The sequence below is a fragment of the Cupriavidus sp. 8B genome (assembly GCF_054589115.1).
Map to the genome: position 1 here is coordinate 102,359 of NZ_BAAILO010000432.1, position 23,594 is coordinate 125,952.

Annotated in this window: 18 protein-coding genes and 1 tRNA gene; 10 read left to right on the forward strand and 9 right to left on the reverse strand. The window is 65.9% G+C overall.

The window, feature by feature from the left end:
* Positions 1–314: 314 nt before the first annotated feature.
* The gene (locus ACYP5B_RS41455) at positions 315–650 is read left to right on the forward strand and encodes a hypothetical protein (protein ID WP_459573499.1); all 336 of its coding nucleotides are present in this window, start codon (positions 315–317) and stop codon (positions 648–650) included.
* Between the two features lie 632 nt (positions 651–1,282).
* Positions 1,283–1,639, forward strand: a complete 357-nt coding sequence (locus ACYP5B_RS41460) for a hypothetical protein (RefSeq protein ID WP_400103288.1) — start codon at positions 1,283–1,285, stop codon at positions 1,637–1,639.
* Between the two features lie 2,022 nt (positions 1,640–3,661).
* Here the strand turns inward: ACYP5B_RS41460 and ACYP5B_RS41465 are convergent.
* The 6 genes from ACYP5B_RS41465 to ACYP5B_RS41490 form a co-directional block, all read right to left on the reverse strand.
* Positions 3,662–3,982, reverse strand: a complete 321-nt coding sequence (locus ACYP5B_RS41465) for a hypothetical protein (protein WP_459573500.1) — start codon at positions 3,980–3,982, stop codon at positions 3,662–3,664.
* Positions 3,983–4,431: 449 nt separating this feature from the next.
* Positions 4,432–4,518 (reverse strand) — tRNA-Leu (locus ACYP5B_RS41470).
* A gap of 242 nt (positions 4,519–4,760) precedes the next feature.
* Complete coding sequence (locus ACYP5B_RS41475) at positions 4,761–6,080, reverse strand: MFS transporter (RefSeq protein WP_459573570.1); 1,320 nt, start codon at positions 6,078–6,080, stop codon at positions 4,761–4,763.
* A 107-nt stretch (positions 6,081–6,187) separates the two neighbouring features.
* Positions 6,188–7,522: an amidase gene (locus ACYP5B_RS41480; RefSeq protein WP_459573501.1), complete on the reverse strand. Its 1,335-nt coding sequence runs from the start codon at positions 7,520–7,522 to the stop codon at positions 6,188–6,190.
* On the reverse strand, positions 7,519–8,196 hold the full coding sequence (locus tag ACYP5B_RS41485) for a DUF2848 domain-containing protein (protein WP_400100588.1): 678 nt from the start codon (positions 8,194–8,196) through the stop codon (positions 7,519–7,521). The genes ACYP5B_RS41480 and ACYP5B_RS41485 overlap by 4 nt, the downstream gene beginning before the upstream one ends.
* A 29-nt stretch (positions 8,197–8,225) precedes the next feature.
* Positions 8,226–8,924 carry a GntR family transcriptional regulator gene (locus tag ACYP5B_RS41490; protein WP_267606321.1) on the reverse strand — a complete coding sequence of 233 codons (699 nt, stop codon included), beginning with the start codon at positions 8,922–8,924 and terminating at the stop codon, positions 8,226–8,228.
* 399 nt (positions 8,925–9,323) lie between these two features.
* Between ACYP5B_RS41490 and ACYP5B_RS41495 the strand changes: the two genes are divergently transcribed.
* Positions 9,324–10,163 (forward strand): IclR family transcriptional regulator, encoded by an 840-nt coding sequence (locus ACYP5B_RS41495; RefSeq protein WP_459573502.1) that lies wholly within the window; start codon positions 9,324–9,326, stop codon positions 10,161–10,163.
* A gap of 30 nt (positions 10,164–10,193) precedes the next feature.
* Here ACYP5B_RS41495 and ACYP5B_RS41500 read toward each other — a convergent pair whose 3' ends face one another.
* Complete coding sequence (locus ACYP5B_RS41500; protein ID WP_459573503.1) at positions 10,194–11,441, reverse strand: Zn-dependent hydrolase; 1,248 nt, start codon at positions 11,439–11,441, stop codon at positions 10,194–10,196.
* 278 nt (positions 11,442–11,719) lie between these two features.
* Between ACYP5B_RS41500 and ACYP5B_RS41505 the strand changes: the two genes are divergently transcribed.
* The 7 genes from ACYP5B_RS41505 to ACYP5B_RS41535 all read left to right on the forward strand — a co-directional run bounded on the left by ACYP5B_RS41505 (position 11,720) and on the right by ACYP5B_RS41535 (position 19,184).
* Positions 11,720–13,297 carry an ABC transporter substrate-binding protein gene (locus ACYP5B_RS41505; protein WP_459573571.1) on the forward strand — a complete coding sequence of 526 codons (1,578 nt, stop codon included), beginning with the start codon at positions 11,720–11,722 and terminating at the stop codon, positions 13,295–13,297.
* Positions 13,298–13,444: 147 nt separating this feature from the next.
* Complete coding sequence (locus ACYP5B_RS41510; protein ID WP_459573504.1) at positions 13,445–14,395, forward strand: ABC transporter permease; 951 nt, start codon at positions 13,445–13,447, stop codon at positions 14,393–14,395.
* Positions 14,396–14,422: 27 nt separating this feature from the next.
* On the forward strand, positions 14,423–15,310 hold the full coding sequence (locus ACYP5B_RS41515) for an ABC transporter permease (protein WP_459573505.1): 888 nt from the start codon (positions 14,423–14,425) through the stop codon (positions 15,308–15,310).
* A gap of 4 nt (positions 15,311–15,314) precedes the next feature.
* Positions 15,315–16,400 carry an ABC transporter ATP-binding protein gene (locus ACYP5B_RS41520; protein ID WP_459573506.1) on the forward strand — a complete coding sequence of 362 codons (1,086 nt, stop codon included), beginning with the start codon at positions 15,315–15,317 and terminating at the stop codon, positions 16,398–16,400.
* Between the two features lie 67 nt (positions 16,401–16,467).
* Positions 16,468–17,448 carry an ABC transporter ATP-binding protein gene (locus tag ACYP5B_RS41525; RefSeq protein ID WP_400100605.1) on the forward strand — a complete coding sequence of 327 codons (981 nt, stop codon included), beginning with the start codon at positions 16,468–16,470 and terminating at the stop codon, positions 17,446–17,448.
* A gap of 102 nt (positions 17,449–17,550) precedes the next feature.
* On the forward strand, positions 17,551–18,741 hold the full coding sequence (locus ACYP5B_RS41530; protein ID WP_459573507.1) for an amidase: 1,191 nt from the start codon (positions 17,551–17,553) through the stop codon (positions 18,739–18,741).
* 32 nt (positions 18,742–18,773) lie between these two features.
* The gene (locus ACYP5B_RS41535) at positions 18,774–19,184 is read left to right on the forward strand and encodes a DUF3830 family protein (RefSeq protein ID WP_150990608.1); all 411 of its coding nucleotides are present in this window, start codon (positions 18,774–18,776) and stop codon (positions 19,182–19,184) included.
* 42 nt (positions 19,185–19,226) lie between these two features.
* Here ACYP5B_RS41535 and ACYP5B_RS41540 read toward each other — a convergent pair whose 3' ends face one another.
* A complete protein-coding gene (locus ACYP5B_RS41540) occupies positions 19,227–22,340 on the reverse strand; it encodes an efflux RND transporter permease subunit (RefSeq protein WP_459573508.1) in 3,114 nt (1,037 codons plus the stop codon).
* A gap of 9 nt (positions 22,341–22,349) precedes the next feature.
* Positions 22,350–23,552: an efflux RND transporter periplasmic adaptor subunit gene (locus ACYP5B_RS41545; RefSeq protein WP_459573510.1), complete on the reverse strand. Its 1,203-nt coding sequence runs from the start codon at positions 23,550–23,552 to the stop codon at positions 22,350–22,352.
* Between the last annotated feature and the right edge of the window lie 42 nt (positions 23,553–23,594).

The window sequence follows — 23,594 nt, forward strand, 5'->3', positions numbered from 1 at the left end:
CTCAGCTTCCCTGGAATGATCATCGGCTTCGAGCCAGCACCGATCCCCCTGTCCGCGAACAGGATGACGAGCAAGCCAATCAGCGCGCCCCCTGCACGTGCCCGACGCGCCAGCGCTGGCCGGCCATGACGCCTGGCAGGCATGGGGGCTGCCCGGGGTCTTGGGCATTGCGCATCCCTTCATCAGAAGGGTACTGAAATTGATGCGACGCACCACAATCAATAGCGGCGGCAGATGACCGCCGTTGTAGTTACTCACGGTGTAGGTGACTCACCCTGCCGCCTACACCCCTTTTTCTCCCCACGGGATACAGCATGAGAATCACCCCTATTCTTGCTCTGATGTTGGTGCCGGGCGCGGTTCATGCCCAACTCTCGGCATACAAATCCTCCGGATCGGCGGGCTACGGTGGCTATGCCGCCGCCTCTGGGCAGCACGGCGGCGCTGCCTATGGCTCGGCACAAGGTCAGAGCAATTCGCTCGCCGGAGTGAACGGCGTCATTACGCAGCGCTATAGCAATGCGTCTTCAGGGCATCAGCGAGACGATATGGCCGCTGCGCAGGCCTTGGGGACTTCGCAGGACTACGGGGGTGGAAAAAGTAAAACGTCTTTGAATCCGTCGACACCCCATTCTCAGTCGGGCAAATGACCTGGAGCGACGCAGTTGCGATGAGCGTCAACCTCGCAACTACAGCGCGCCTCACCGGCAGGCTGATACCGAATCACGGCCGTGGGACTGAACGGGTAGCCTTCCCGCGCGTGCACCGACATACAGCATGTTGAACTCCCGAGGTCCTCGCTAATGCGGCACTAGTCGCGTTGCCCGCCCTGCCCTCGATCCCTGTCACCACCATAGTTGCGTTGATCACCGTGGTCGTGGTCGTCGTGGCTCCTGTGCTGGTCCCCTCGGTCATCTCTGTCCGCATGGGCGGGGAGAACCACGCGGACAAGCTCTGACAAACTGCGCAGAGCGGCGCCGAGTCTATGAGCACTCCCGAGTTGCAAATGCAAACAATTGTGCCGTCCGCCTCGCGGCCTTTTTCTGCGAGCTACACTGTTTGCGCCGCCTGCAGGCCTTCTTAACGTACTTGGTCGTCGTGATTGGGACCGATTCGACGCAGGCGGCACCCTCAAGCGTCACACCGCGCTTCGCCGCACACCCCATTCCCAGCCGGAAGAAAGGCAGCGTTACAGTTCGTTACCCCGGTATTGATTCCTAGCTATTTCTAAGTCAATCGCCAACTTAGACTATTAATAACAATAGAAACATAGGAGTCCAGCATGCGCAATCTCACTGCGATCATGCTCCTGAGCGCGACCACCCTTCTCACCTCAGGAGCCGCGCACGCGCGGGTTGATGTGGGCATTGGCATTGGCATACCCGGCCCCGTGTACGTGGCGCCCCAGCCTCCTGTCTACTACGAATCGCCACCGGTCTACTACGAGCCTGCGCCGGTCTACTACGAGCCTGCGCCGGTGTACGTGCAGCCGCGGCCGGTTATTGTTGCGCCTGGCTACTACGATGATTGGAGAGCACGCGCCTGGCAGCAGCAACAGTGGCGAGAAAGGCGCTGGCGCGAGCACGAGTGGCGCATGCATCATCGGCGCGGACCGCGTTGGTCTGACGAAGATGACTGAGCTGGATCCCTGGCAAAACGCGCAGCTCTCAGCCTGACCTCACGCCGCGCCAGCCGGAGACTGCAAAAGCGCAGCGCGAAGTTCACTCCGAGTCGACTCCGGCGCGTTGCGTTCTACCCAATCGGGGGATGCGCACCTGGTCAGTCACTGCCACAGTAGTGCCCAAGGTGCACTGCGAAGTCACCCGCTATCACTTAAAGCCCCTGCTCTCCCCAGCCGGGGCTTTTTCTTTTGGATTGCAAGAAAAAGGAGGCCGGCATCGCGCAAACTCCACAGTGCCGGCAGGGCGGTTCAGACGGTAGGGGTACCGACACGCGCCTCGCGATTTTTACACCGTTTTTACGCCCTACCCGTCACCATCCCATCCCTGAATGCAGTCCCTCTGCATTTCCCGTTCGCACCTTGTGCCGCCGCCCCTGCCAGGGGCGGCTTTTTTCTGTCGGCATGCTGCCAGTGCCGCCCGGTGGCCTGATCTCATAACCAGCACCTGGTGGCTCTGTTCGGCGTTGTGTTTGCCTGTGGCCTGCCAGGCTGGGCCATCGCGCGCTGATTGTTCAACTTCATCGAGCGCCGGCGCGAAAAATGATCTGGCCGAGGTGGCAGGGGGACGTGCGCGATGCGGTGATGGGGGGCAATCATGGCTGCGATGTCGTCGTGCGTCCAAGCCTGCAGCCCGAACTTCTGCATGACGGCCACACCGCCGGCCCTGGAAACGATGGTAGAGATCACCCTTCCGCCCACTCTCTTGGGCTTCGTGGAGTCATCATCACTGGGGTAACGGTCCCCTCCAATGGGGGAATCAAATTGGAAGCGTCAAACATATACTTTGCTGCAACTGCACATTCACGCTCGCCCAGACGATCCCCCCCGGCACAACCTCCACCAGACAAACAAGTCTTGACGTCATCATGCTGATCAACCTGCTTGGCTTTCTCTTGTTCGAGGCGCTCTGGTTCCTCCCATTCAAGCGAGTGTTTAGAGCCGCGCATTTCCATCCGACTTACGCCATCATTGCTCTGATCCCCATAGCTGGGCCACTTGCATGCATCTGGCTACTAGCGATGCGGCCATGGCCTCTGAAGGACAGATTGATTCGCCTTCCCTGACGTCAGCAAAGTCACCCACGCGAGGGCGGACAGCAAGAGCCGCCCGGGGGCGGCTTGTGGATTGCACTGCTCCGGCTACACGCTGTTTACCTCTTGAACCGCTACTGGCTGTGCTGCAACCACAGCCGAACGGCTGGCGCCGGTCGGCGCTGGGCCGCCGAAGGCTTTGAAGGCAGCGGCTCCCGCCGCGCCGGCTACGGCACCGCCGCTGATGGGTTCGGACATTTGCGACCCCGGAAATGAAGAAATCCGCACATGGCGGACTTTGGCTTAATTTAGGAACATCTGGTCATCTGATTCTTACAAATTAAATCTATTGCATATCAGATATTAATTTGATTTAATTCGCGCCGCGCAGCATCTGCTGTGCCCTATTGCGCTTCTGCTTCTGCGCAAGACCGGCAGGATTTCCCGTCTCGGCCGGTCTTTTTTTTATGCCCCCACCCAATAGGGCGTGCCCGGCCCCGGCGTGATCACCATCCCAGCCGCCGTGACAGTTGTTGACAGTCCTACGCCCCGCACCCTGTTAGCCTTGATCATCGCATCGCGGCCCTCCGCTGGGCATGATGCGGCTTCCGATCCCCGCCCGGCATTCCGTGCCCGGCGGGGCTTTTTTGCTCTGGTGGGTGTGCGCGGGGCGGACTGGCGGTAGCTATGCCATCTCTGGGACTGGGCTCGCAGCTGAGTCGTGCCGTGCAAACGGCTGCGCAAACGGTTCGGGCGTGGAACTACGTCCGGTTACCTGTCGTCGTTGACGTCAGCAAACTGTCATAAAGCGGGCCTAAGGTAAGAGTTCGCCCCCTCTACATTTCCAATGCAGCAGGGATTTCTTGAACCACTTACCGGAGGCACACATGGCTGTCAGGCTCAGGTGCTGGTCCGAAGACGGCGAGGAAGTGATCGACGTTCCGCAGTCTCAACTAATCACGACGTTTGCACCACATACGACATTGCCACCACCGAAACAGGCGGTAGACCTCAAAGAAGAATCCATCAAGTGGACGATGCCAGACGACCCAGATCGCTTTGGCGATTTCGCGTAGCAGGTACGCCTAGCCCAAAGCAAAAAGCCCGCGAGGCGCGAACCTGGCGGGCTTCGAAAAAGGCAAAAAGCCCGCTGGCCGCCCTTCTTCGCCCTCTCCCCTTCGATCCACAGCTTCAGCTTCGCGTTCTGGTCGCTGACCGTGTTGCGGTGCGCGCCGCACTGCTCGGCGAGATCGGCCAGATTGACCTTCACCCCGAAGATCTTTTCGAGGATGGAGTGGCCCCACGCGGTAGTGCGAGAACGAGCCGGACAGCCGCTGCATGGCGCGCTCGGTCAGCCAGACGATGGCGTCAGCCCATGCGGCGTTGAGCTGCTCGAGCGCATTTCGGTCTCGCGCTTCTCCGCCCAGGCCTGCGTCTCTGCCTTCGTGTCGAACATGCGGGAATCGCGTACGCCCTTCACCTTCACCTGCGCGCGCCAACCTGATGCGGACTTCGTAAAGGGTGCCATTTCGTGGGCCGAACGTGGGGGCCACTATGGGGCCTGAGCGCCGATTACAAGTGAAATGGGATGGTGCAGAGTGCAGGGAGGTGATTGCTGCAATTCGCCTTCCAAGCCTTGTACGGCCTAGCTTTGCGGGCTGAATTGATGCCGAAATGCCGGAAGTGAGGCGAGGCGTAAAAGTGATGCTAAAGATGCTTTGGTGCGAGGGAGGGGACTCGAACCCCTACACCATTGCTGGCGTCAGGACCTAAACCTGGTGCGTCTACCAATTTCGCCACCCTCGCAGTCCCTGCGGCGTGCATCCCTGGCGGGAGGCCGCTGTGCTCGTTGTTTTACATGCGTACCGGGGCAGCGTGAGGGTTGTCGCAAAAGCACAAAAGCAAACAGGCGGCTGAAACTGCCCGCCTGGCTTGTGTTACCCGTGCTGCCGGCGCACCTTGCGCATGCAGCGCAACGAGGCAGCGGATTCTAGCGCAAAGCGCCGCTGGAATCCAGCCCCCTCGTGCTGCCTGAGGCATCTCTTGGGCTATGCCTTCGCACTGACCTTGGTTTTGATGAATGCCAGCACGAGGACCGTGGCGCAGGCTTCCAGCGCGGCGACGAAGTACAGGCCGGACGAGAGTTGGCCGGTGCTGGTCTTGAACCAGCCGATCATGTAGGGCGCGACGAAGCCGGCGAGGTTGCCGATGGAGTTGATCAGGGCGATGCCGCCGGCGGCTGCGGTGCCGGCGAGGAAGGCGGAGGGCAGCGACCAGAAGACCGGGAAGGCGGCGAGGATGCCGATGGAGGCGATGGTGAGGGCGACCATGGCGAGCACCGCGCTGTGCAGCCACATGCCGGTGAGGACCAGGCCGGTGGCGGCCATCAGGGTGGCTAGCGCGCAGTGCAGGCGGCGTTCTCCGGTGCGGTCGGAGTGGATGCCGTTCCAGACCATGGCGAGGGTGCCGGCAATGAAGGGGATGGCGGAGACGAGGCCGATCTGCAGGTTGCCCTTGACACCGAGCTCCTTGATGATGGATGGGGACCAGAAGGCGATGGTGGCGTTGCCGCTTACGACGCAGAAGTAGATGGCGGCGCAGATCCACACGCGCGAGTTGGTGAAGGCGGCGCGCAGGGAGGAGTGCTTGGCGGGGTCGCGGTTTTCGGCTTCGATCTCGCGGGTGACGAGGTCGCGTTCGCTGGCGGTGAGCCATTTGGCGCTGATGGGTTTCTCGGGGAGGAACATCAGCACGGCGATGCCGGCGAGCACGGAGGGGATGCCTTCGATGACGAACAGCCATTGCCAGTTGGCGAGGCCGTCGACGCCTTCCATGCTGCTCATGATGAAGCCTGCGAGCGGGCCGCCGATGACGCCGGCGATGGCGAACGAGGTCATGAACAGGCCGTTGATGCGGGCGCGGCGCTGGGCGGGGAACCAGTAGGTGAGGTAGAGCACGACGCCGGGGAAGAAGCCGGCTTCGAATACGCCGAGCAGGAATCGCAGGGCGTAGAACTGCATGGGTGTCTTGACGAAGATCATCGCCATGGAGGCGAAGCCCCACAGGATGGTGATGCGGGCGAGCGTGCGGCGGGCGCCGATTCTTTCCAGCAGGAGGTTGCTGGGGACTTCGAACAGGAAGTAGCCGATGAAGAAGATGCCGGCACCGAATCCGTACACGGCTTCGCTGAATTGCAGGTCTTGCAGCATTTGCAGCTTGGCAAAGCCGACATTGACGCGGTCGATCCAGGCGAGCACGAACAGGAAGACGAGGAAGGGAATCAGCCGTACCGCGATCTTGCGGTAGGCTTCATTGCGCTCGGCCGGGGTGTGGGCCGGGCTTTCCAGGGCGCCAGGGGCGCCGGTCATCACGGAAGACATCGATGGTACTCCTTGGGTGTTGATTGGCGGGGCCGCGCTGCTTGGTCGCGGCCCTCGGTCTTTTCTGCTCGTTACGGCTTGCTGCTTGTTGCTTGCTACTGCAGCGCAGCTTCGATGGCGCCGGCTACCTGCAGCACGCGCGCGTCGCGCCCGTTCAGGCCGCCGACGCTCAGTCCGATGCCCTGCTCCGCCGCCGGCATCGGCAACGACACGGCGCAGCCGTCGAGGAAATTGAGCACGCTCGGGTTGCGCAGCACGAGGCCGTTGGTGGCGAAGAAGGCTTCGTCGCTTTGCAGCGCGTCGAGCCGCGGCGGGCGCACGGCTACCGTGGGCATCAGCCAGGCATCGGCTTCGCGCAGCAGGTCGGCGGCGCGAGCTTGCATGGCGCGGCGTTCCGCCAGCAGCGCGATGTAGTCGGCGGCGCCGAGTTGCTCGCCGCGGCGGATGCGCATGGCGACGCGCTGGTCGTAGTCGTTGCCGCGCTCGGCCAGCAACTGCTTGTGCCAGTGCCAGGCTTCGGCCGCCGTGAGGCCGCCGGCAGCGTTGATCTGCGGCAGGCGCTTGAGCTCGGGGAAATCGAACGGGACGATCTGCGCGCCGAGCCGGGAGAGCGTGGCCAGCGTGGCGTCGAAGGCTTGCGCGACTTCGGCGTCGAGTCCGTCGCACACGAAATCGCGGGTGACGAGCAAGCGCAGCCCTGCCAGCGGCGCGGGGCGGCTGTCCAGCGTTTCGCCGCTGACGATGGCGTCGAACGCGGCGCAGCAGGCAACCGAGCGCGCCAGCGGGCCGGCTGAGTCGAGCGAGGTCGACAGCGGTACGGCGCCGGCCAGCGGCACGCGGCTTGCGGTGGGCTTGAAGCCGGTCAGGCCGCAGAACGCGCTGGGGATGCGGATGGAGCCGCCGGTATCGGTGCCGAGCGCCGCTACTGCCATGTCAAGCGCGACGCTGACGGCGCCGCCCGAGGTGGAGCCGCCGGCGATGCGGGCTTCGTCGAACGGGGTGCGGGGCGTGCCGTAGTGCGGGTTCAGGCCGAGGCCGGAGAACGCGAACTCGCTCATATTGGTGCGACCGACCAGCACGGCGCCGGCGGCGCGCAGGCGCGCCACCACGGGCGCGTCGGCGCTGGCGGGCTCGCCGGTGAGCGCCTTCGAGCCCGCCCGGGTCACCTGCCCTTTCACGTCGAACAGGTCCTTGATGGAGACCGGCAACCCGGCCAGCGGCGATGCCACCAGCCCCGCGGCGCGGGCCTGGTCGGCGGCGCGGGCCGCGGCCAACGCGCTGGCGCCGTCGACTTCAAGGAAGGCGGTGCCGCCGCGGTTGCGGTGGTCGTCGATGCGGGCCAGTGCATGTTCGGTCAGCGCAACGCTGGTGGTGCGTCCGGCGGCCAGGTCGGCGGCGAGCGCGGCGATGGTTGGCAGCCGGGTGCTCATGGCGCCACCGCCAGGCATGCCACGCGATAGGCATGGCGCAGCGTGCGCTTGAGCACCGGATCGTGGAGTTCGACTTCAAAGGCTTCGCCGCTGCCCAGCTCGCCGATCACGGCCTGCGTGCCGCAGAACATGGCAGTGCCCACCGGCAGCTTGTCTTCGCCGGTCAGGCGCTGGATCAGGTCGCGCGGGTCCAGCAGACGCGTCACCAGGCCTTCCTGGTAGAGCTCGCGCTGGCCGTTGCGGGTGCGCCAGCAGCGCATCTGCAGCTGGTCCCAGTGCGCGGCTACATCGTCGAAGCGCCAGACTTCGGTGCCCAGGGGCTTGGCGCACATCTGCTTGGAGACGGTGACGTCATAGGCTTCGACCTTGCGGTCGGTGTGGTCCGAGCCTACGCCGATATACATCGCGTCCTTGGCCGCAAGCAGCACGAATTCGATTTCGCCGGAGGAGTCTTCGCGCGGCACTTCGAGCAGCGCGTCGGTGGTCAGCAGCGAGGCGGCCAGCGGGTAGAAGCAAGGCACGGTGGTCGGCGGCTTGACGCCGATCTCTTCGAGCTCGCGGATGTGGTGGTTGACGGCGTCGGCGTCGCGGCCGGTCCAGCCGGCGATGATGAGGCGCTGGATATCGAGGACGAGTTCGCCCTCGCCGGCGACCTGGAATTGAAGTGTCGGCATTGCTTGCTACCTGTTGCGGAGAAAAGCGGTCAGATGGTCCGGATGATGTTTTTCCGGAATTCGTCAATGTGTTCGCGGATGGCCTCGCGCACCGCCGGCACGTCGCGCCGCTCCAGGGCGTCGATGATCACCCTGTGCTCCTGGTAGACGTTTTCCAGGTGCTGCGGGTCGGACAGCGAGAGGAACCAGAAGCGCGCCTGCTTCTCGTGCAGGCCGCGCAGCAGGTCGGCCAGCACGCGATTGCGCGAGGCGGCCGACATGGCGGTATGGAATTTGAGGTCGAGCGCGGCCAGGCCGGCGATATCGCGGCGCGCGATCAAGTCGGGTGAGCGGTCGACGATCTCGCGCATGGCCTTGAGATCGCTCTCGTGGGCGCGCTCGCAGGCCAGCGTGGCGCACAGGACTTCGTTGGTAGCGCGTACTTCGATCATGTCGAGCACTTCGTTCAGCGACAGCGGCGACACCAGCACGCCCTTGCGCGGCAGGATCGACACCAGCCCTTCCACTTCCAGCCGGTGCAGCGCTTGATGCACGGGTGTGCGGCCGATGCCGAGCAAAGCCGCAACCTGGGCTTCGTTGAGCGGCTCGCCGGGACGGAACTCGCAGGAAATGATGCGCCGCTTGATCTCGGCATAGGCCTGCTCGCGCAGCGCGGCGCCGGTGGCGGCACGCGAGGCTGGCTCAGTGGTGTGATCGGCGCTGCCGACCAGCCGGATCGGGTTCGACATGATGATTCCCGCGGTATTGAAGTTGTTGTGATACTAGTCTGATATTTCACTGATCGTCAACAAGTCGGAGATGCGGGTAAACACCGAAGCCTGGCGTGATCGGCCGCGCTACCTGTCGCGCAAGCCCTGCATCGTTCCTTCCTCCGCACTCCGGGAAATGCCTCGGAAGCCTTACAGGACAGGGAATCCAGCCGGGCCAAAGTAGCCCGAGATCCGAAATCGCATGCCCCGCTGCATCACCGCTATTCCCAAAGGAAGCCAGCCCGCATATCATGGATGGAAATCCGACGAATCGATAATCGATTCAGTCGTATATTGGTGCAATATGCATTCATCGTGGTGCAGGCCCTCCCAGCGCTGGTGCCAGTCACCGGTACGAAGACTCGGCGGAACGCGAATATGACTCGGCAAGACCGTCAGGAAAACAGCGGCGAAGCGACGATCAGCGGCGTGGAAAGCGACGAAAAAGCCGCCCGCCCCGATCCGCTTTTCAACCAGTCGCTGGAGAAGGGACTGGAAGTGCTGCGGGCTTTCAGCGCGGTGCATCGCACCCTCACGCTGGCCGAACTGGCGGGGCTGACCGGCATGACCAAGAGCTCCGCGCAACGCACCGTGCATACGCTGGAAACGCTGGGATACGTGGCCAAGCACCCGCAGACGCGCCGCTTCCGGCTGACGCCCAAGGTGATGGAAATCGGCTACAACTACCTCTGCGCCGACGCGCTGATCCAGGTCGCCAGCCCTTACCTGTCGCAGCTCGCCAATGCCAGCGGCGAGACCGCCAACCTGACCGAGCCGGTGGGGCTGGAGATGGTCTACGTGGCGCAGTTGATGACGTCGAAGTACATCCCCGTGCTGACCCCCGTCGGCATGCGCATTCCCATGTACTGCACCAGCAGCGGCCGCGCGTATCTCAGCACCTTGCCGGACGATCGGGTGATGGCCATGCTGGAGGACTCGGCCCGCGTGGCACGCACGCCGGCCACGCTGACCGATGTGGCGGCGATCTTCGAGACCGTGGTGGCTTGCCGCAAGGTGGGCTACGCCTGCAACAACGAGGAGCTGTTCCTGGGCGATATGGGCGTGGGCGCGGCCATCGTCAACAGCCAGGGGCAGGCCGTGGGCGCGGTGCATGTATCGCCGCCGGCCAGCCGCTGGAGCATGGCCGAGGCGCAGAAGAAGCTGGCGCCGATGGTGATCGAATGCGCGTGGGCGATCTCGCGTTCGATCGCCCACTGAGAGGCTGCAGCGCTTTGGCGCTAAGGTGCTTTAGCGCGCGTGCTCCAGCATCGCTTGCAGCAGCACATTGGCGCCGGCCTCGATGTGCTCGGGCAGCGCGTCTTCCAGCTCGTTGTGGCTGATGCCGTCCTTGCACGGCACGAAGATCATGCCGGTGGGCGCGCGCTGCGCCACGTACACAGCGTCGTGCCCTGCCCCGCTGACCACGTCCATGTGCGGCAGGCCCAGCGCCGCGGCGGCGCGGCGCACGCTGCCCACGCACGCGGGCGCGAACACGCAGGGCTCGAACTTCACCACCTGGCTGATCGCCACTTCCACCGCGCCGCGTTCGGCAATCTCCGCGAACGACGTACGCATGGCGGCATCCATGCGGTCCAGCCCTGCCTGCGAGAGGTTGCGCAGGTCCACGGAGAAGTCGACCCGGCCCGGAATCACGTTGCGTGAGTTGGGCGTGACCTGCACATAGCCCACCGTGCCGCGCCCGTGCGGGGCCTCGGCCACGGCGATGCGGTTGACCTCGTCGATCATGCGTGCCGCCGCCAGCATGGCGTCGTGGCGCAGCGCCAGCGGCGTGGGGCCGGCGTGGGCGTCCATGCCGGTCACGGTCACGTCATACCATTGCTGGCCGAGCGCGCCGGAGACCACGCCGATCGGCAGCCCGGCGGCTTCCAGCACCGGCCCCTGCTCGATGTGCGCCTCGAAATAGGCCGCGAACATGCCGCCCGGCACTTCGCCCACGCGCTGCTCGCCGCGGTAGCCGATCTGCTCCAGTGCCTCGCCCACGCTGATGCCGTCCAGGTCGCGCTGGGCGCGGATGAACTCCGCCTCGAACACGCCGGCAAAGGCGCCCGAGCCCATCATCACCGGCGTAAAGCGGGTGCCCTCCTCGTTGGTCCAGAACGCCAGTTCCAGCGGCGCGCGGGTGACCATGCCCAGGTCGTTGAGCGTGCGCATGACCTCCAGGCCCGCGAGCACGCCGAAGTTGCCGTCGAACTTGCCGCCCGAGGGCTGGGTGTCGATATGGCTGCCGGTGGCCACCGCCGCCGCATTGGGATCGCTGCCGGCGCGGCGCGCGAATACGTTGCCCACCTCGTCGGTGCGCACCTCGAGCCCGGCCTCGCGGCACCAGCCGACCACCAGGTCGCGGCCCTGGCGGTCCAGCTCGGTCAGCGCGATGCGGCACACGCCGCCCTTGGGCGTGGCGCCGATCTGCGCGAGGTCCATCAGCGATTGCCACAGGCGTGCTGCGTTGATGCGGGGAAGGTGTTGCTGGTCCATATCGGGAAGCCGGTTGGTTGGGAATCAGACGGGGAAGTCAGATGGGGAAGTCAGCAAAAAGCAGGCCATGGAGAGAACGCTCGCGGGCCGACATGCGCGGACGACCACTGGCACATGACTTGCTTAACTGGTCTCGTCTCCCCTTCCCCCACCCAGGAGCTTTGCCCGTGACCGTTTTCTCTTCCGACTCCGTAAGAAGCGTGAAACCCGGCCTGAAGTCCATCGCCGCCGCTGCCGCGATCACCGCCGTCTCGATCCTCGCCTTGCCGGGCACCGCGATGGCAGAGAAGGTGCTGCGCATCGGCATGACCGCCGCCGACATCCCGCGCACGCTGGGCCAGCCCGACCAGGGCTTCGAAGGCAACCGCTTCACCGGCATCCCGATGTATGACGGGCTGACCCAGTGGGACCTGTCCAAGGGCAACGGCCCCAGCCTGCTGATTGCGGACCTGGCCACGGAATGGAAGGTCGATGCCAAGGACAAGACCAAGTGGATCTTCAAGCTGCGTCCCGGCGTGAAGTTCCATGACGGCTCGCCGTTCAACGCCGATGCCGTGGTGTGGAACGTGGGCAAGGTGCTGGACAAGACCGCCAGGCAGTTCGATCCCAGCCAGGTTGGCGTGACCGCCTCGCGCATGCCGACGCTGCGCTCGGCCAGGAAAATCGACGACCTCACGGTGGAACTCGTCACGTCGGAGCCGGACTCCTTCCTGCCGTACAACCTGAGCAACCTGTTCATGGCGTCGCCCACGCAATGGGACAAGAAGCTGGCCGCCGTGCCGGCCTCGGTGACCGATGCCGCCGAGCGCTCCAAGCAAGCGTGGGTGGCCTTTGCCGCGGATGCTTCCGGCACCGGTCCCTTCAAGATGAGCCGCTTCGTGCCGCGCGAGCGGCTGGAGATGGTGAAGAACGCGCAGTACTGGGACGCCAGGCGCGTGCCCAAGATCGACAAGGTGGTGATGCAGCCGATGCCCGAGGCCAACGCCCGCACCGCTGCGCTGCTGTCAGGCCAGGTCGACTGGATCGAGGCACCGGCCCCGGATGCCGTGGCGCAGATCAAGAGCCGCGGCTTTGAGGTCTACGCCAATGCCCAGCCGCATATGTGGCCGTGGCAGTTGTCGTTCGCGCCGGGATCTCCCTGGCTCGACAAGCGCGTGCGCCAGGCGGCCAACCTGTGCGTGAACCGCGAAGGCCTGAAGACCTTGCTGGGCGGCTACATGGCCGAATCCAAGGGCATTGTCGAGAAGGGCAACCCGTGGTGGGGCAATCCGACGTTCGATATCAAGTACGACGCCAACGCCGCGCGCAAGCTGATGCAGGAAGCCGGTTACTCGGCCGCCAAGCTGATGAAGGTGAAGGTGCAGGTCTCGGCCTCGGGCTCCGGCCAGATGCAGCCGCTGCCAATGAACGAGTATGTGCAGCAGAACCTGAAAGAGTGCTTCATCGACGTCGACTTCGACGTGGTCGAGTGGAACACGCTGTTCACCAACTGGCGCATTGGCGCGAAGGACCCCAGCGCGCACGGCGCCAACGCCATCAACGTGAGTTTTGCGGCGATGGACCCGTTCTTCGCCATGGTCCGCTTTGTCAGCACCAAGACCCAGCCGCCGGTCTCCAACAACTGGGGCTACTTCGGCAATGCGGAGTTCGACAAGCTGATCGAGACGGCACGCACGTCCTTTGACGAGAAGGCGCGCGACACGGCGCTGGCCAAGCTGCATGCACGCATCGTGGAAGAAGCGCCCTTCGTGCTGATTGCCCATGACGTAGGCCCGCGCGCGATCGCCAAGAAGGTCAAGGGCGTGGTGCAGCCGCAGAGCTGGTTTATCGACATCGCCACCATGTCGATGGACTGAGCCGCGCACTAAGCGGCCAGCGCGCGTGGCCGGTCCCGGGCCGGCCACGCGAGAGCGCAATCCAGAAGATGCCCGGCCGGCATGCATCGGCCGGGCTCCCCGAGAAACCCCGGCAGGCGCCGCTTGCCTGCCCTCCCGGCTACGATCATGTTCTACCTGCTGCGCCGCGTCGTCTACGCGATCCCCATCCTGCTCGGGGTCGCCCTGCTCTGCTTCTCGCTGGTCCATATCGCGCCCGGCGACCCGCTGGTGTCGGTGCTGCCGCCCGATGCCTCCGAGGACCTGCGCCGCCAGCTCACCGCGCTCTACGGCTTCGATAAGCCCTTCATCGAACAATTCCTGCACTGGCTCACCCGCGCGCTGCACGGCGACCTGGGCACCTCCATCGCCACCAACCGCCCAGTGATGAGCGAGGTGATGACGGCGGTGATCAACTCGGTACGGCTGGCCGCGGTGGCCACGCTGATCGGCTTTACCTTCGGCTGCCTGTTCGGCTTCGTGGCGGGCTACTTCCGCGATTCCGCGGCGGACCGCACGGCCTCCTTCCTGTCCGTCTTCGGCGTGAGCATGCCGCACTACTGGCTGGGCATGGTGCTGGTGATCGTGTTCTCCGTATTCCTCGGCTGGCTGCCCGCCACGGGCGCCGGCCCCGGCGGCTCGGGCGACTGGGCATGGAACTGGGAACATATCCAGTACATGGTGCTGCCGGCGGTGACGATGTCGGTGATCCCGATGGGCATCGTGGCGCGCACCATCCGCGCGCTCGTGGCTGAAATCCTCGCCAATGAATTCATTGTCGGCCTGAAGGCGCGTGGCTTGTCGGAGCTGGCGGTGTTCCGCCATGTGCTGAAGAACGTGGCGCCCACCGCGCTGTCGGTGATGGGCCTGCAGCTTGGTTACCTGCTGGGCGGCTCGATCCTGATCGAGACCGTGTTCTCCTGGCCCGGCACGGGCTTCCTGCTCAACTCGGCGATCTTCCAGCGCGACTTTCCGCTGTTGCAGGGAACCATCCTCGTGCTCGCCGTGTTCTTCGTGCTGCTGAACCTGCTGGTCGATGCGTTGCAGACCTTGTTCGATCCGCGCATCCAACGCAACTGACGCCATCAAGGAAACCCGGGAGCCCCCATGGAAATGACATTGAAAAACCCCGCCCTTGTGCCCGTCGTGCAGCGCTCGCCCGGCTACTGGACCACGGTGGGCAAGCGCCTGCTGCGCAACAAGCTGGCCATGCTGGCCGCGCTGATCTTGCTGGCGCTGGTGCTGATGGCGATCTTCGCGCCCGTGCTGATGCCGGCCGATCCGTACGCGGCCTCGATCATGAAGCGCCTCAAGCCGATCGGCACGGAGCACTACCTGCTCGGCACCGACGAACTGGGACGCGACCTGCTGTCCCGCCTGATGCTGGGTGCGCGGCTGTCGCTGTTCATGGGCATCACGCCGGTGCTGATCGCCTTTGTGATCGGCAGCGCGCTGGGCATTGTCGCGGGCTATGCCGGCGGCTGGACCAATACCGTGATCATGCGGCTGGTCGACATCCTCTACGCCTTCCCCTCGGTGCTGCTGGCCATCGCGCTGTCGGGCACGCTGGGCGCGGGCGTGGGCAATGCGCTGCTGTCGCTCACCATCGTGTTCGTGCCGCAGATCGTGCGCGTGGCGGAGAGCGTGACCACGCAGGTGCGCAACCGCGAGTTCGTCGATGCGGCGCGCGCCTCCGGCGCTTCGTCGCTGACCATCGTGCGCGCCCACGTGCTCAACAACGTGCTGGGACCGATCTTTGTCTATGCCACCAGCCTGATCTCGGTGTCGATGATCCTGGCCTCGGGCCTGTCCTTCCTGGGTCTCGGCGTCAAGCCGCCCGAGCCGGAATGGGGCCTGATGCTCAACACGCTGCGCACCGCCATCTATACGCAGCCGCTGGTTGCCGCCCTGCCCGGCGCCATGATCTTCCTGACCTCGATCTCCTTCAACCTGCTCGCCGATGGCATTCGCTCGGCGATGGAAATCAAGGATTGATGCCATGCTGGAAACCTTGCCCGATACCTTGCCCGATGCCCTGGCCAACACCGATGTCGGCGGCCCCGCGCAGCCGCTGGTGATCGCGCGCGACCTGATCAAGCACTTCCCGCTCAAATCGAAGCTCCCCTGGCGCAGCGGCGGCGAAGTCCGCGCCGTCGACGGCGTGAGCTTCGAAGTGAGGAAAGGCGAAACGCTGGGCGTGGTCGGCGAATCCGGCTGCGGCAAGTCCACCACCGCGCGGCTGCTGATGCAGCTGATCGAGCAGAACAGCGGCGAGCTGATTTTCGATGCGCTGGGGGTGGGATCGGCGCAGTTGCCCATGAAACGCTACCGCAGCCAGGTGCAGATGGTGTTCCAGGACAGCTACTCCTCGCTCAATCCGCGCCTGACCATCGAGGAATCCATCGCCTTTACCGCGCGCGTGCACGGCATCGACGCGGCCGAAGCCAGCGCGCGGGCGCGGGCCCTGCTGGATCGCGTAGGCCTGGAGCCAACGCGCTTTGCCGGGCGCTATCCGCACGAGCTATCGGGCGGGCAACGCCAGCGGGTGAATATCGCGCGGGCACTGGTGCTGCGCCCGCGCCTGGTGATCCTCGATGAAGCGGTGTCGGCGCTGGACAAATCGGTGGAGGCGCAGGTGCTCAACCTGCTGCTCGACCTCAAGGCCGAGTTCGACCTCACCTACGTCTTCATCAGCCACGACCTGAACGTGATCCGCTACCTGTGCGACCGCGTGATGGTGATGTACCTGGGCAAGGTGGTAGAGGTGGGCGACACCGAAACCCTCTACGGCAACCCCGCGCATCCCTACACGCGTGCGCTGCTGGCCTCGATGCCGGCGATGGACCCGGATCACCGCACACAGGTCGCGCCGCTCGCGGGAGACCCGCCCAACCCGATCAACCCGCCATCCGGCTGCAGCTTCCATCCGCGCTGCGCCATGGCGGAGGACGTTTGCTCGCGCCGTGCGCCGCGGTTGTCCGACGCGCTGGCGGGGCATCCGGTGGCCTGCCTGATGGCCAACGCGGACGGCGGCCACAGCCGGCAGATGCCCGCGGCCGCCAGCCCGCTCGTTGCAACGCTCTGAGGGCCAAATCGTGAATGCACCCGTGACTGCACCCAACCCCAGTACAGAACAGCAGGCAGCCGCCCCCATGGTGTCGGTGCGCGACCTGCGCGTGACCTTCTCCGGCGGCGGCAAGACCATTCGCGCCGTCAACGGCGTGTCGCTCCAGGTGGCGCCGGGTGAGACGCTCGCCCTGATCGGCGAATCCGGTTCCGGCAAGAGCGTGACGCTGCGCGCGCTGATGCGCCTGCATCCGCCGCGCCGCACCCGCATGGAAGGCGAGATCCGCATCGATGGCACCGACGTCACCGCCCTCGATGGCCGCGGCCTCGCCCGCCTGCGCGGCGGCAAGGTGGCGATGGTGTTCCAGGAACCGTTGCTGGCGCTGGACCCGGTCTACACGATCGGCCAGCAGATCATCGAATGCATCCGCACCCACGACCGCGTCAGCGCCGCCGAGGCGCGCCAGCGTGCGCTGCGCGCGCTGGAGTCCGTGCGCATTCCCAGCCCGCAGCGGCGCCTGGCGGCCTATCCGCACGAGATGTCCGGCGGCATGCGCCAGCGCGCCATGATCGCGCTGGCGCTGTCGGCAAACCCCAAGGTCCTGCTGGCCGACGAGCCCACCACCGCGCTGGACGCCACCGTGCAGATCCAGGTGCTGATCCTGCTGCGCGAGCTGCAGCGCGAGCTTGGCCTGTCGATCGTGTTCGTCACCCATGACATCGGCGCGGCCGTGGAGATCGCCGACCGCGTTGCCGTGATGTACGGCGGGCGCATCGTCGAGGAAGGCCCGATCCGCACCATCCTGCGCGCCGCGCGCCATCCCTATACGATGGCGCTGTTGCAAAGCCGCCAGCACGGCATGGACCGCGGCCAGCGGCTGCAGACCATCGCCGGCTCGCCACCCGACCTGTCCGCGCTGCCGCCCGGCTGCAGCTTTGCACCGCGCTGCCCGCACGCGCGTGCGCAATGCCTGGAGGCGGTGCCGCAGGCCACCGCGCTGGGTGGCGGGCATAGCGTGAGCTGCGTGCTGGCCAATGAGCCGGTCGCCGCCGAAGCCCTGGCGTAAGCCTCATAGACTCGTCGTGACGGCAAGGCGTGCCGGCGCGCGCCGTGCATTCCGTGCCAATATCGCCTTTACTGATTGCTACCCTCATTGCCAACCGCATCCATGAACCTGGCCAGCCATCCCTCCCACGCCTTCCTGCCCTACCCGAGTACGCCCGTTGCCAACGCGCCAGGCGGGCCGCTCGCCGGCCTGACCTTCGCCGCCAAGGATCTGTTCGACGTGGCCGGCTACCCGACCGGCGGCGGCAACCCCCATGTGCTGGCCATGTCGGGCATCAAGTCCACCACCGCGCCCACCGTGCAGCGGCTGCTGGATGCCGGCGCGGCCTTCGTCGGCAAGACCCATACGGATGAGCTGGCGTTCTCGATGAACGGCAAGAACGCCCACTACGGCGCGCCTGTGAACGGCGCGGCGCCGGGGCGCATCACCGGCGGCTCGTCCTCCGGCTCGGCCTCGGCGGTATCCAACCAGCTCTGCGATTTCGCGCTCGGCACCGACACCGGCGGCTCGGTGCGCGCGCCGGCCAGCCACTGCGGGCTGTTCGGCATCCGCCCCACCTTTGGGCGGATCTCGCTGGCGCAAACCCTGGCGCTGTGCAACAGCTTCGACACCTGCGGCTTCTTCGCGCGCGACATCGGCACCTTCGCCCGCGTGGCCGACGTGCTGCTCGGCAGCGACGCGCAAGCCCTGCCGGCCGGAGCCCGCCTGCTGCTGGCCGAAGACCTGTTCCGCATGCCCACCGCGCCTGCGCTGGATGCACTGCTGCCGGTAGTCGGCCAGATCGAAGCCGCCTTCGGCAAGGCCACGCCCGTCACGGTGGCGGACCGCCCGCTGGAAGACATCTGGTGGGCCTTCCGCTATGTCCAGGGCTGGGAAGCCTGGCAGACCGACGGCGCCATGATCGAGCAATACGGCCTGCAACTCGGCCCCGACGTGGCCGCGCGGTTTGCGTTCTCCAAGGGCGTCACCGAAGCGCAGTTCGAAGCCTCCAGCGCCATTCGCCGCGCCTTTACCGCGCATCTGGCGGCACTGCTCGGCAACGACGGCATCCTGATCCTGCCCACCATGCCCGACATCGCCCCGCTGTCCGACGCCGCCGGCGAAGAGCTGGAAACCTACCGCAACCTGTCCGCGCAAACGCTTTGCCTGGCGCCGCTGTCCGGCTTCCCGCACCTGAGCCTGCCGCTGGCCGGCCGCGCGGGCGCACCGCTGGGCATCTCGCTGATGGGCCCGGCCGGCAGCGACCGCAGCCTGATTGCATTTGCCGAAAAGCTGGTCGCCGCGCTAAGCTGAACGACCACCCCGATTCCCCCAGGAGAGCCTGAATGGCCCAGATCCGTATTACCGCCGGCGGCTACCAGTTCGTCGCCGAAACCCATCCCGACGCCCCGCTCACCGTCGCCGCCTTCACCAAGCTGCTGCCCTACCGGCAAAAGCTGATCCACGTGCGCTGGAGCGGCGAAGGCTGCTGGATCCCGCTGGGCGAGTTCAAGCTAGGCGTGGATTTCGAGAACCACACCAGCCATCCTTCGGTCGGCGACATCCTGTTTTACCCGGGCGGCTACAGCGAGACCGAGATCATCCTGGCGTATGGCAGCTGCTGCTTCGCCAGCAAGATGGGCCAGCTCGCGGGCAACCATTTCCTGACGATCGTGGAAGGCAAGGAGAACCTGCGCGCGCTGGGCACCAAGGTGCTGTGGGAAGGGGCGCAGGATGTGAGTTTTGAGTTGATGTGAGACGCGCAGGCGTGCTCGGCGGTTCTACCCGCCGGAGCACACTCAGCGCGCCAGCACCCCAGCGCCCGCCTCCGGCGCCTTGACCCGGAACCAGGCCGCATACAGCGCCGGCAGGAACAGCAGCGTCAATGCCGTCGCAATCACCAGCCCGCCCATGATGGCGACCGCCATCGGGCCCCAGAACACGGAGCGCGACAGCGGGATCATGGCCAGCACGGCTGCTGCCGCGGTCAGGATGATGGGGCGGCAGCGGCGCACGGCGGATTCGACGATGGCATTCCACACCGGCTCGCCGGCGCGGATGTCCTGCTCGATCTGGTCGACCAGGATCACCGAATTGCGGATGATCATGCCGAGCAGCGCGGTGATGCCGAGCTGCGCGACGAAGCCCATCGGCGCGTTGAGCAGCAGCAGCGTGGCGGCGGCGCCGATCAGGCCGAGCGGCCCGGTCAGGAACACCATCAGCGAGCGCGAGAAGCTGTGCAGCTGCAGCATCAGCAGCGTGAAGATCAGGAAGATGCATAGCGGCAGCTGCGCGGCGATCGACGCGCCGGCCTTGCCGCTTTCTTCTTCCGCGCCGGCTACCGTGATGCGGTAGCCCGCCGGCAGCTGCGCGCGCAGCTGGTCCAGCTTGGGATTGATCTGCGCCGTCACAGTGGGGCCCTGGATGCCTTCGAGCACATCGGCCTGCACGGTCACGCCAAAGTCGCGGTTCTCGCGCCAGATCACGCCGGGCTCGGAGCGAAAGGCGATGCGCGCCACCTGGGTCAGCGGTACCACGCGGCCGTTGGCGGTGGGTACCTGCACGTTCTGCAGGTCGGACATGGCGTCGCGCTCGTTGCGCGGCGCGCGCATCAGGATATCGATCAGCTTGTCGCCGTCGCGGTATTGCCCCACCGCCACGCCGGTCAGCACGGTCTGCGTCACCCGCGCGATGGCGGTGGTGCTGACGCCGAGCGCGCGCGCCTTGTCCTGGTCGATGTCCAGGCGCAGCACCTTGACGTTCTCGTTCCAGTTGTCGTTGACCCCCACGGTGTTGGGGTTGGTGCTCATCACCGCCCTGACCTCATCGGCCAGCTTGCGCACGCCGGCGGCATCCGGCCCGATCACCCGGAACTGCACCGGATAGGGCACGGGCGGGCCGTTCGGCAGCAGCTTGACGCGCCCGCGCAGTTGCGGGAAATCGCGCGCCAGCAGGTCCACCACGCGTTGGCGCACGCGCTCGCGCAGCGCCACTTCGGCCGGCAACACGATCACCTGCGCCACATTGGTCTGCGGGAAGATCTGGTCCAGCGGCAGGTAGAAGCGCGGCGCGCCGCTGCCAACGAAGGTGGTCAGGCTGGCAATCTCGCGGTCCCCGCGCAGCGCGGCCTCGAAGCGCTTGGCCTCGGCCTCGGTCTGCGCGAAGCTGGTGCCCTCGGGCAGCCACAGCTCTACCATCAGCTCCGGCCGGCTCGAGTCCGGGAAGAACTGCTTCTCGACGAACTTGAAGGCATAGAGGCCAAGGGCGAAGGCCACCAGCGTGATGGCGATCACCGTCTTGCGCCAGGTCACGCACCAGTGCACCAGGCGGCGAAAACGATTGTAGAACGGCGTGTCGAACACCTCGTGCTGCTCGCCCTCGCCGGCGGGCCGCGCCTTGAGCAGCAGGTAGCCCAGGTAGGGCGTGAAGTAGACCGCGGCCAGCCACGACAGCACCAGCGCCATCGCGGTCACCGCGAAGATGGCGAAGGTGTACTCGCCCACGGTGGAGCGCGCCAGCCCCACCGGCAGGAAGCCGGCGGCGGTGATCAGCGTGCCGGTCAGCATCGGCATGGCGGTGGAGCTGTAGGCGAAGGTGGCGGCTTCCATCTTGGAGAAGCCCTCCTCCAGCTTGCGCACCATCATCTCCACCGCGATGATGGCGTCGTCGACCAGCAGTCCCAGCGCCACGATCAGCGCCCCGAGCGATATCTTGTGCAGGCCGATGCCGAAGATGTTCATGAACAGGAACGTGACGGCGAGCACCAGCGGAATGGTCAGCGCCACCACCAGGCCCGGGCGCACGTCGATGCGCAGCGGCTTGGTATGCAACCCGAGCGAGATAAAGCTCACGCCCAGCACGATCACCACGGCCTCGATCAGCACGTGCACGAACTCGCCCACCGACCGCTCCACGGCCTCGGGCTGGTTTTGCACTTGGTCCAGCTCGATGCCGACGGGCAGCTGCCCGCGCAAGCCGTCCGTCGCGGCGCGCAGGTTCTTGCCCATGGCGATGATGTCGCCGCCGCGCTCCATCGAGATGCCCAGCCCGATCACTTCCTTGCCCTGGAAGCGCATCTTGCTGGCCGGCGGATCGACATAGCCGCGGTACACATGGGCGATATCGCCCAGGCGGATGTTGGCAATGCCGTTGGGGCCGCGCAGCACCAGGTTTTCCAGGTCGGCCACGTTGGCGAACTGACCCGACAAGCGCACCTGCAGGTTGTCGCCCGGCGTCACCAGCACGCCGCTGGCGGTCATGCTGTTTTGCTGCGAGATCTGGTCGGCGATCGCGTTGATGTCCAGCCCGAGCTGGGCAAAGCGCGCCTGGTTGAATTCGATGTAGACCTTCTCGTCCTGCAGCCCGATCAGCGCCACCTTGGCCACCGAGGGCATGCGCAGTAGCTGCTGGCGCACCAGGTCGGCGTACTCGCGCAGCTCCTTGTAGTTGAAGCCGTCGGCCGAGAGCGCATAGATGGAGCCGTACACGTCGCCGAACTCGTCATTGAAGAACGGCCCGCGCACGCCCGGCGGCAGCGTCTGCGCGATGTCGCCAACCTTCTTGCGCACGGTGTACCAGATCTGCGCGGTGTCCTTGGCCGGCGCGGTGTCCTTGAGCTGGAAGATCACCGTGGTCTCGCCGGGCTTGGAGAAACTGCGGATCTTGTCGGCGTAGGGCACTTCCTGCAGCTGGCGCTCGATCTTGTCGGTAACCTGCACCGCGATCTGCTCGGCGGTGGCGCCGGGCCAGAACGCCTGCACCACCATCACGCGGAAGGTAAAGGGCGGGTCTTCGTCCTGCCCGAGCTGGAAGAAGGCAAAGAGCCCGCCCAGCAACAGCACCACCAGCAGGTAACGGGTCAGCGGCTGGTGCTCCAGGGCCCAGCGGGAAAGGTTGAAACGGGAATGATCCATGCCGGCGCCTTAGTTGCGCACGGCCGGCGTGGGCGCCACGGCCTGCAGCGGCTTGACCTTCTGCCCGGGCTTGAGCAGGTGCACGCCCGCGGTGACGATGGTCTGGCCGGCCGACAGCCCCTGCCTGACCTGGATCTCGTTGCCCTGGAGCTCACCCAGGGTAACGTTGACTGGCTGCACGGTGCCGGCTGCCGCGTCGTACACCCAGACCTGGTTGATGCCCTGCTTTTGCAGCAGCGCGGAGAGTGGCACCCGCAGCGCGGTATCGTCGCCGGTGCGGGTGAAGGTGACCACGGCGGTCATGCCGAACTTGAAGTCGGCCGGCGGGTTGGGCACGCTGATGCGCGCCGCGTAGGTGCGCGTCACCGGGTCGGCCATCGGCGAGATCTCGCGCACGCGGCCCGGCAGCAGCCGCCCGGGCTCGGCCCAGGTGCGCACGGTCACGTCGGAGATGCCGCGCAGGCGCTCGACCTGGTCCTCCGGCAGGCCAACCGCGACCTCCTTCTCGGCGGTCTGCGCCACCCGCACGACTGACTGGCCCGTCGCGACGACCTGGCCGACTTCCGCTTCGATCAAGGTCACCACGCCATCGGCGTCGGCGTTCAGCACGCCGTAGCCGGTCTGGTTGGCCTGGTTGCGCAGCCCCGCCTCGGCCTGGCGCAGGCGGGAGACGGCGGAGTCAAAGGTGGCCTGGCGGCGTTGCTGCTCGGCCGCGCTGATGAATTTCTTGGCGAACAGCTCGTTGTAGCGCTTGAGATCGGCCTCGGCGAGGTCGCGGTCAGTCTTGGCCGCGTCGTACTGCGCCCGCGAGCCGGCTTCCGCCAGGCCGAGGTCCGTGGGGTCGAGCCGGGCGAGCGGCTGGCCCTTGCGCACGGTGGCGCCCACGTCGACCAGGCGCGCGGCGATCTTGCCGCCCACGCGAAAGCCCAGCCGCGACTCGATCCGGGGCCGGACATCGCCCGAGAACTCGAATTCCGTCTTGCCTGCGCCCGGCTGCAACTGCATCAGGCGCACCGGGCGGATCTCTGGCGCCTTCTCTGCCTGCCGGCTGCACCCCGCCAGCCCCATCACCACCCCGGCGAGCACCAGCAGGACCACCAACGCGCCGCGAGCGCGCATGCGCAAGCCGGCCGCGAACGCGTTCGCGCCGCAAAGCGTGGAAAAAGGCACTTCGATGGCCGCAACTTCCGGCCCGGGATAAGGCACTGGCATGAGTTAAGCGTTAGATCGGTGGAACTGTTGCACTGCAGGCAC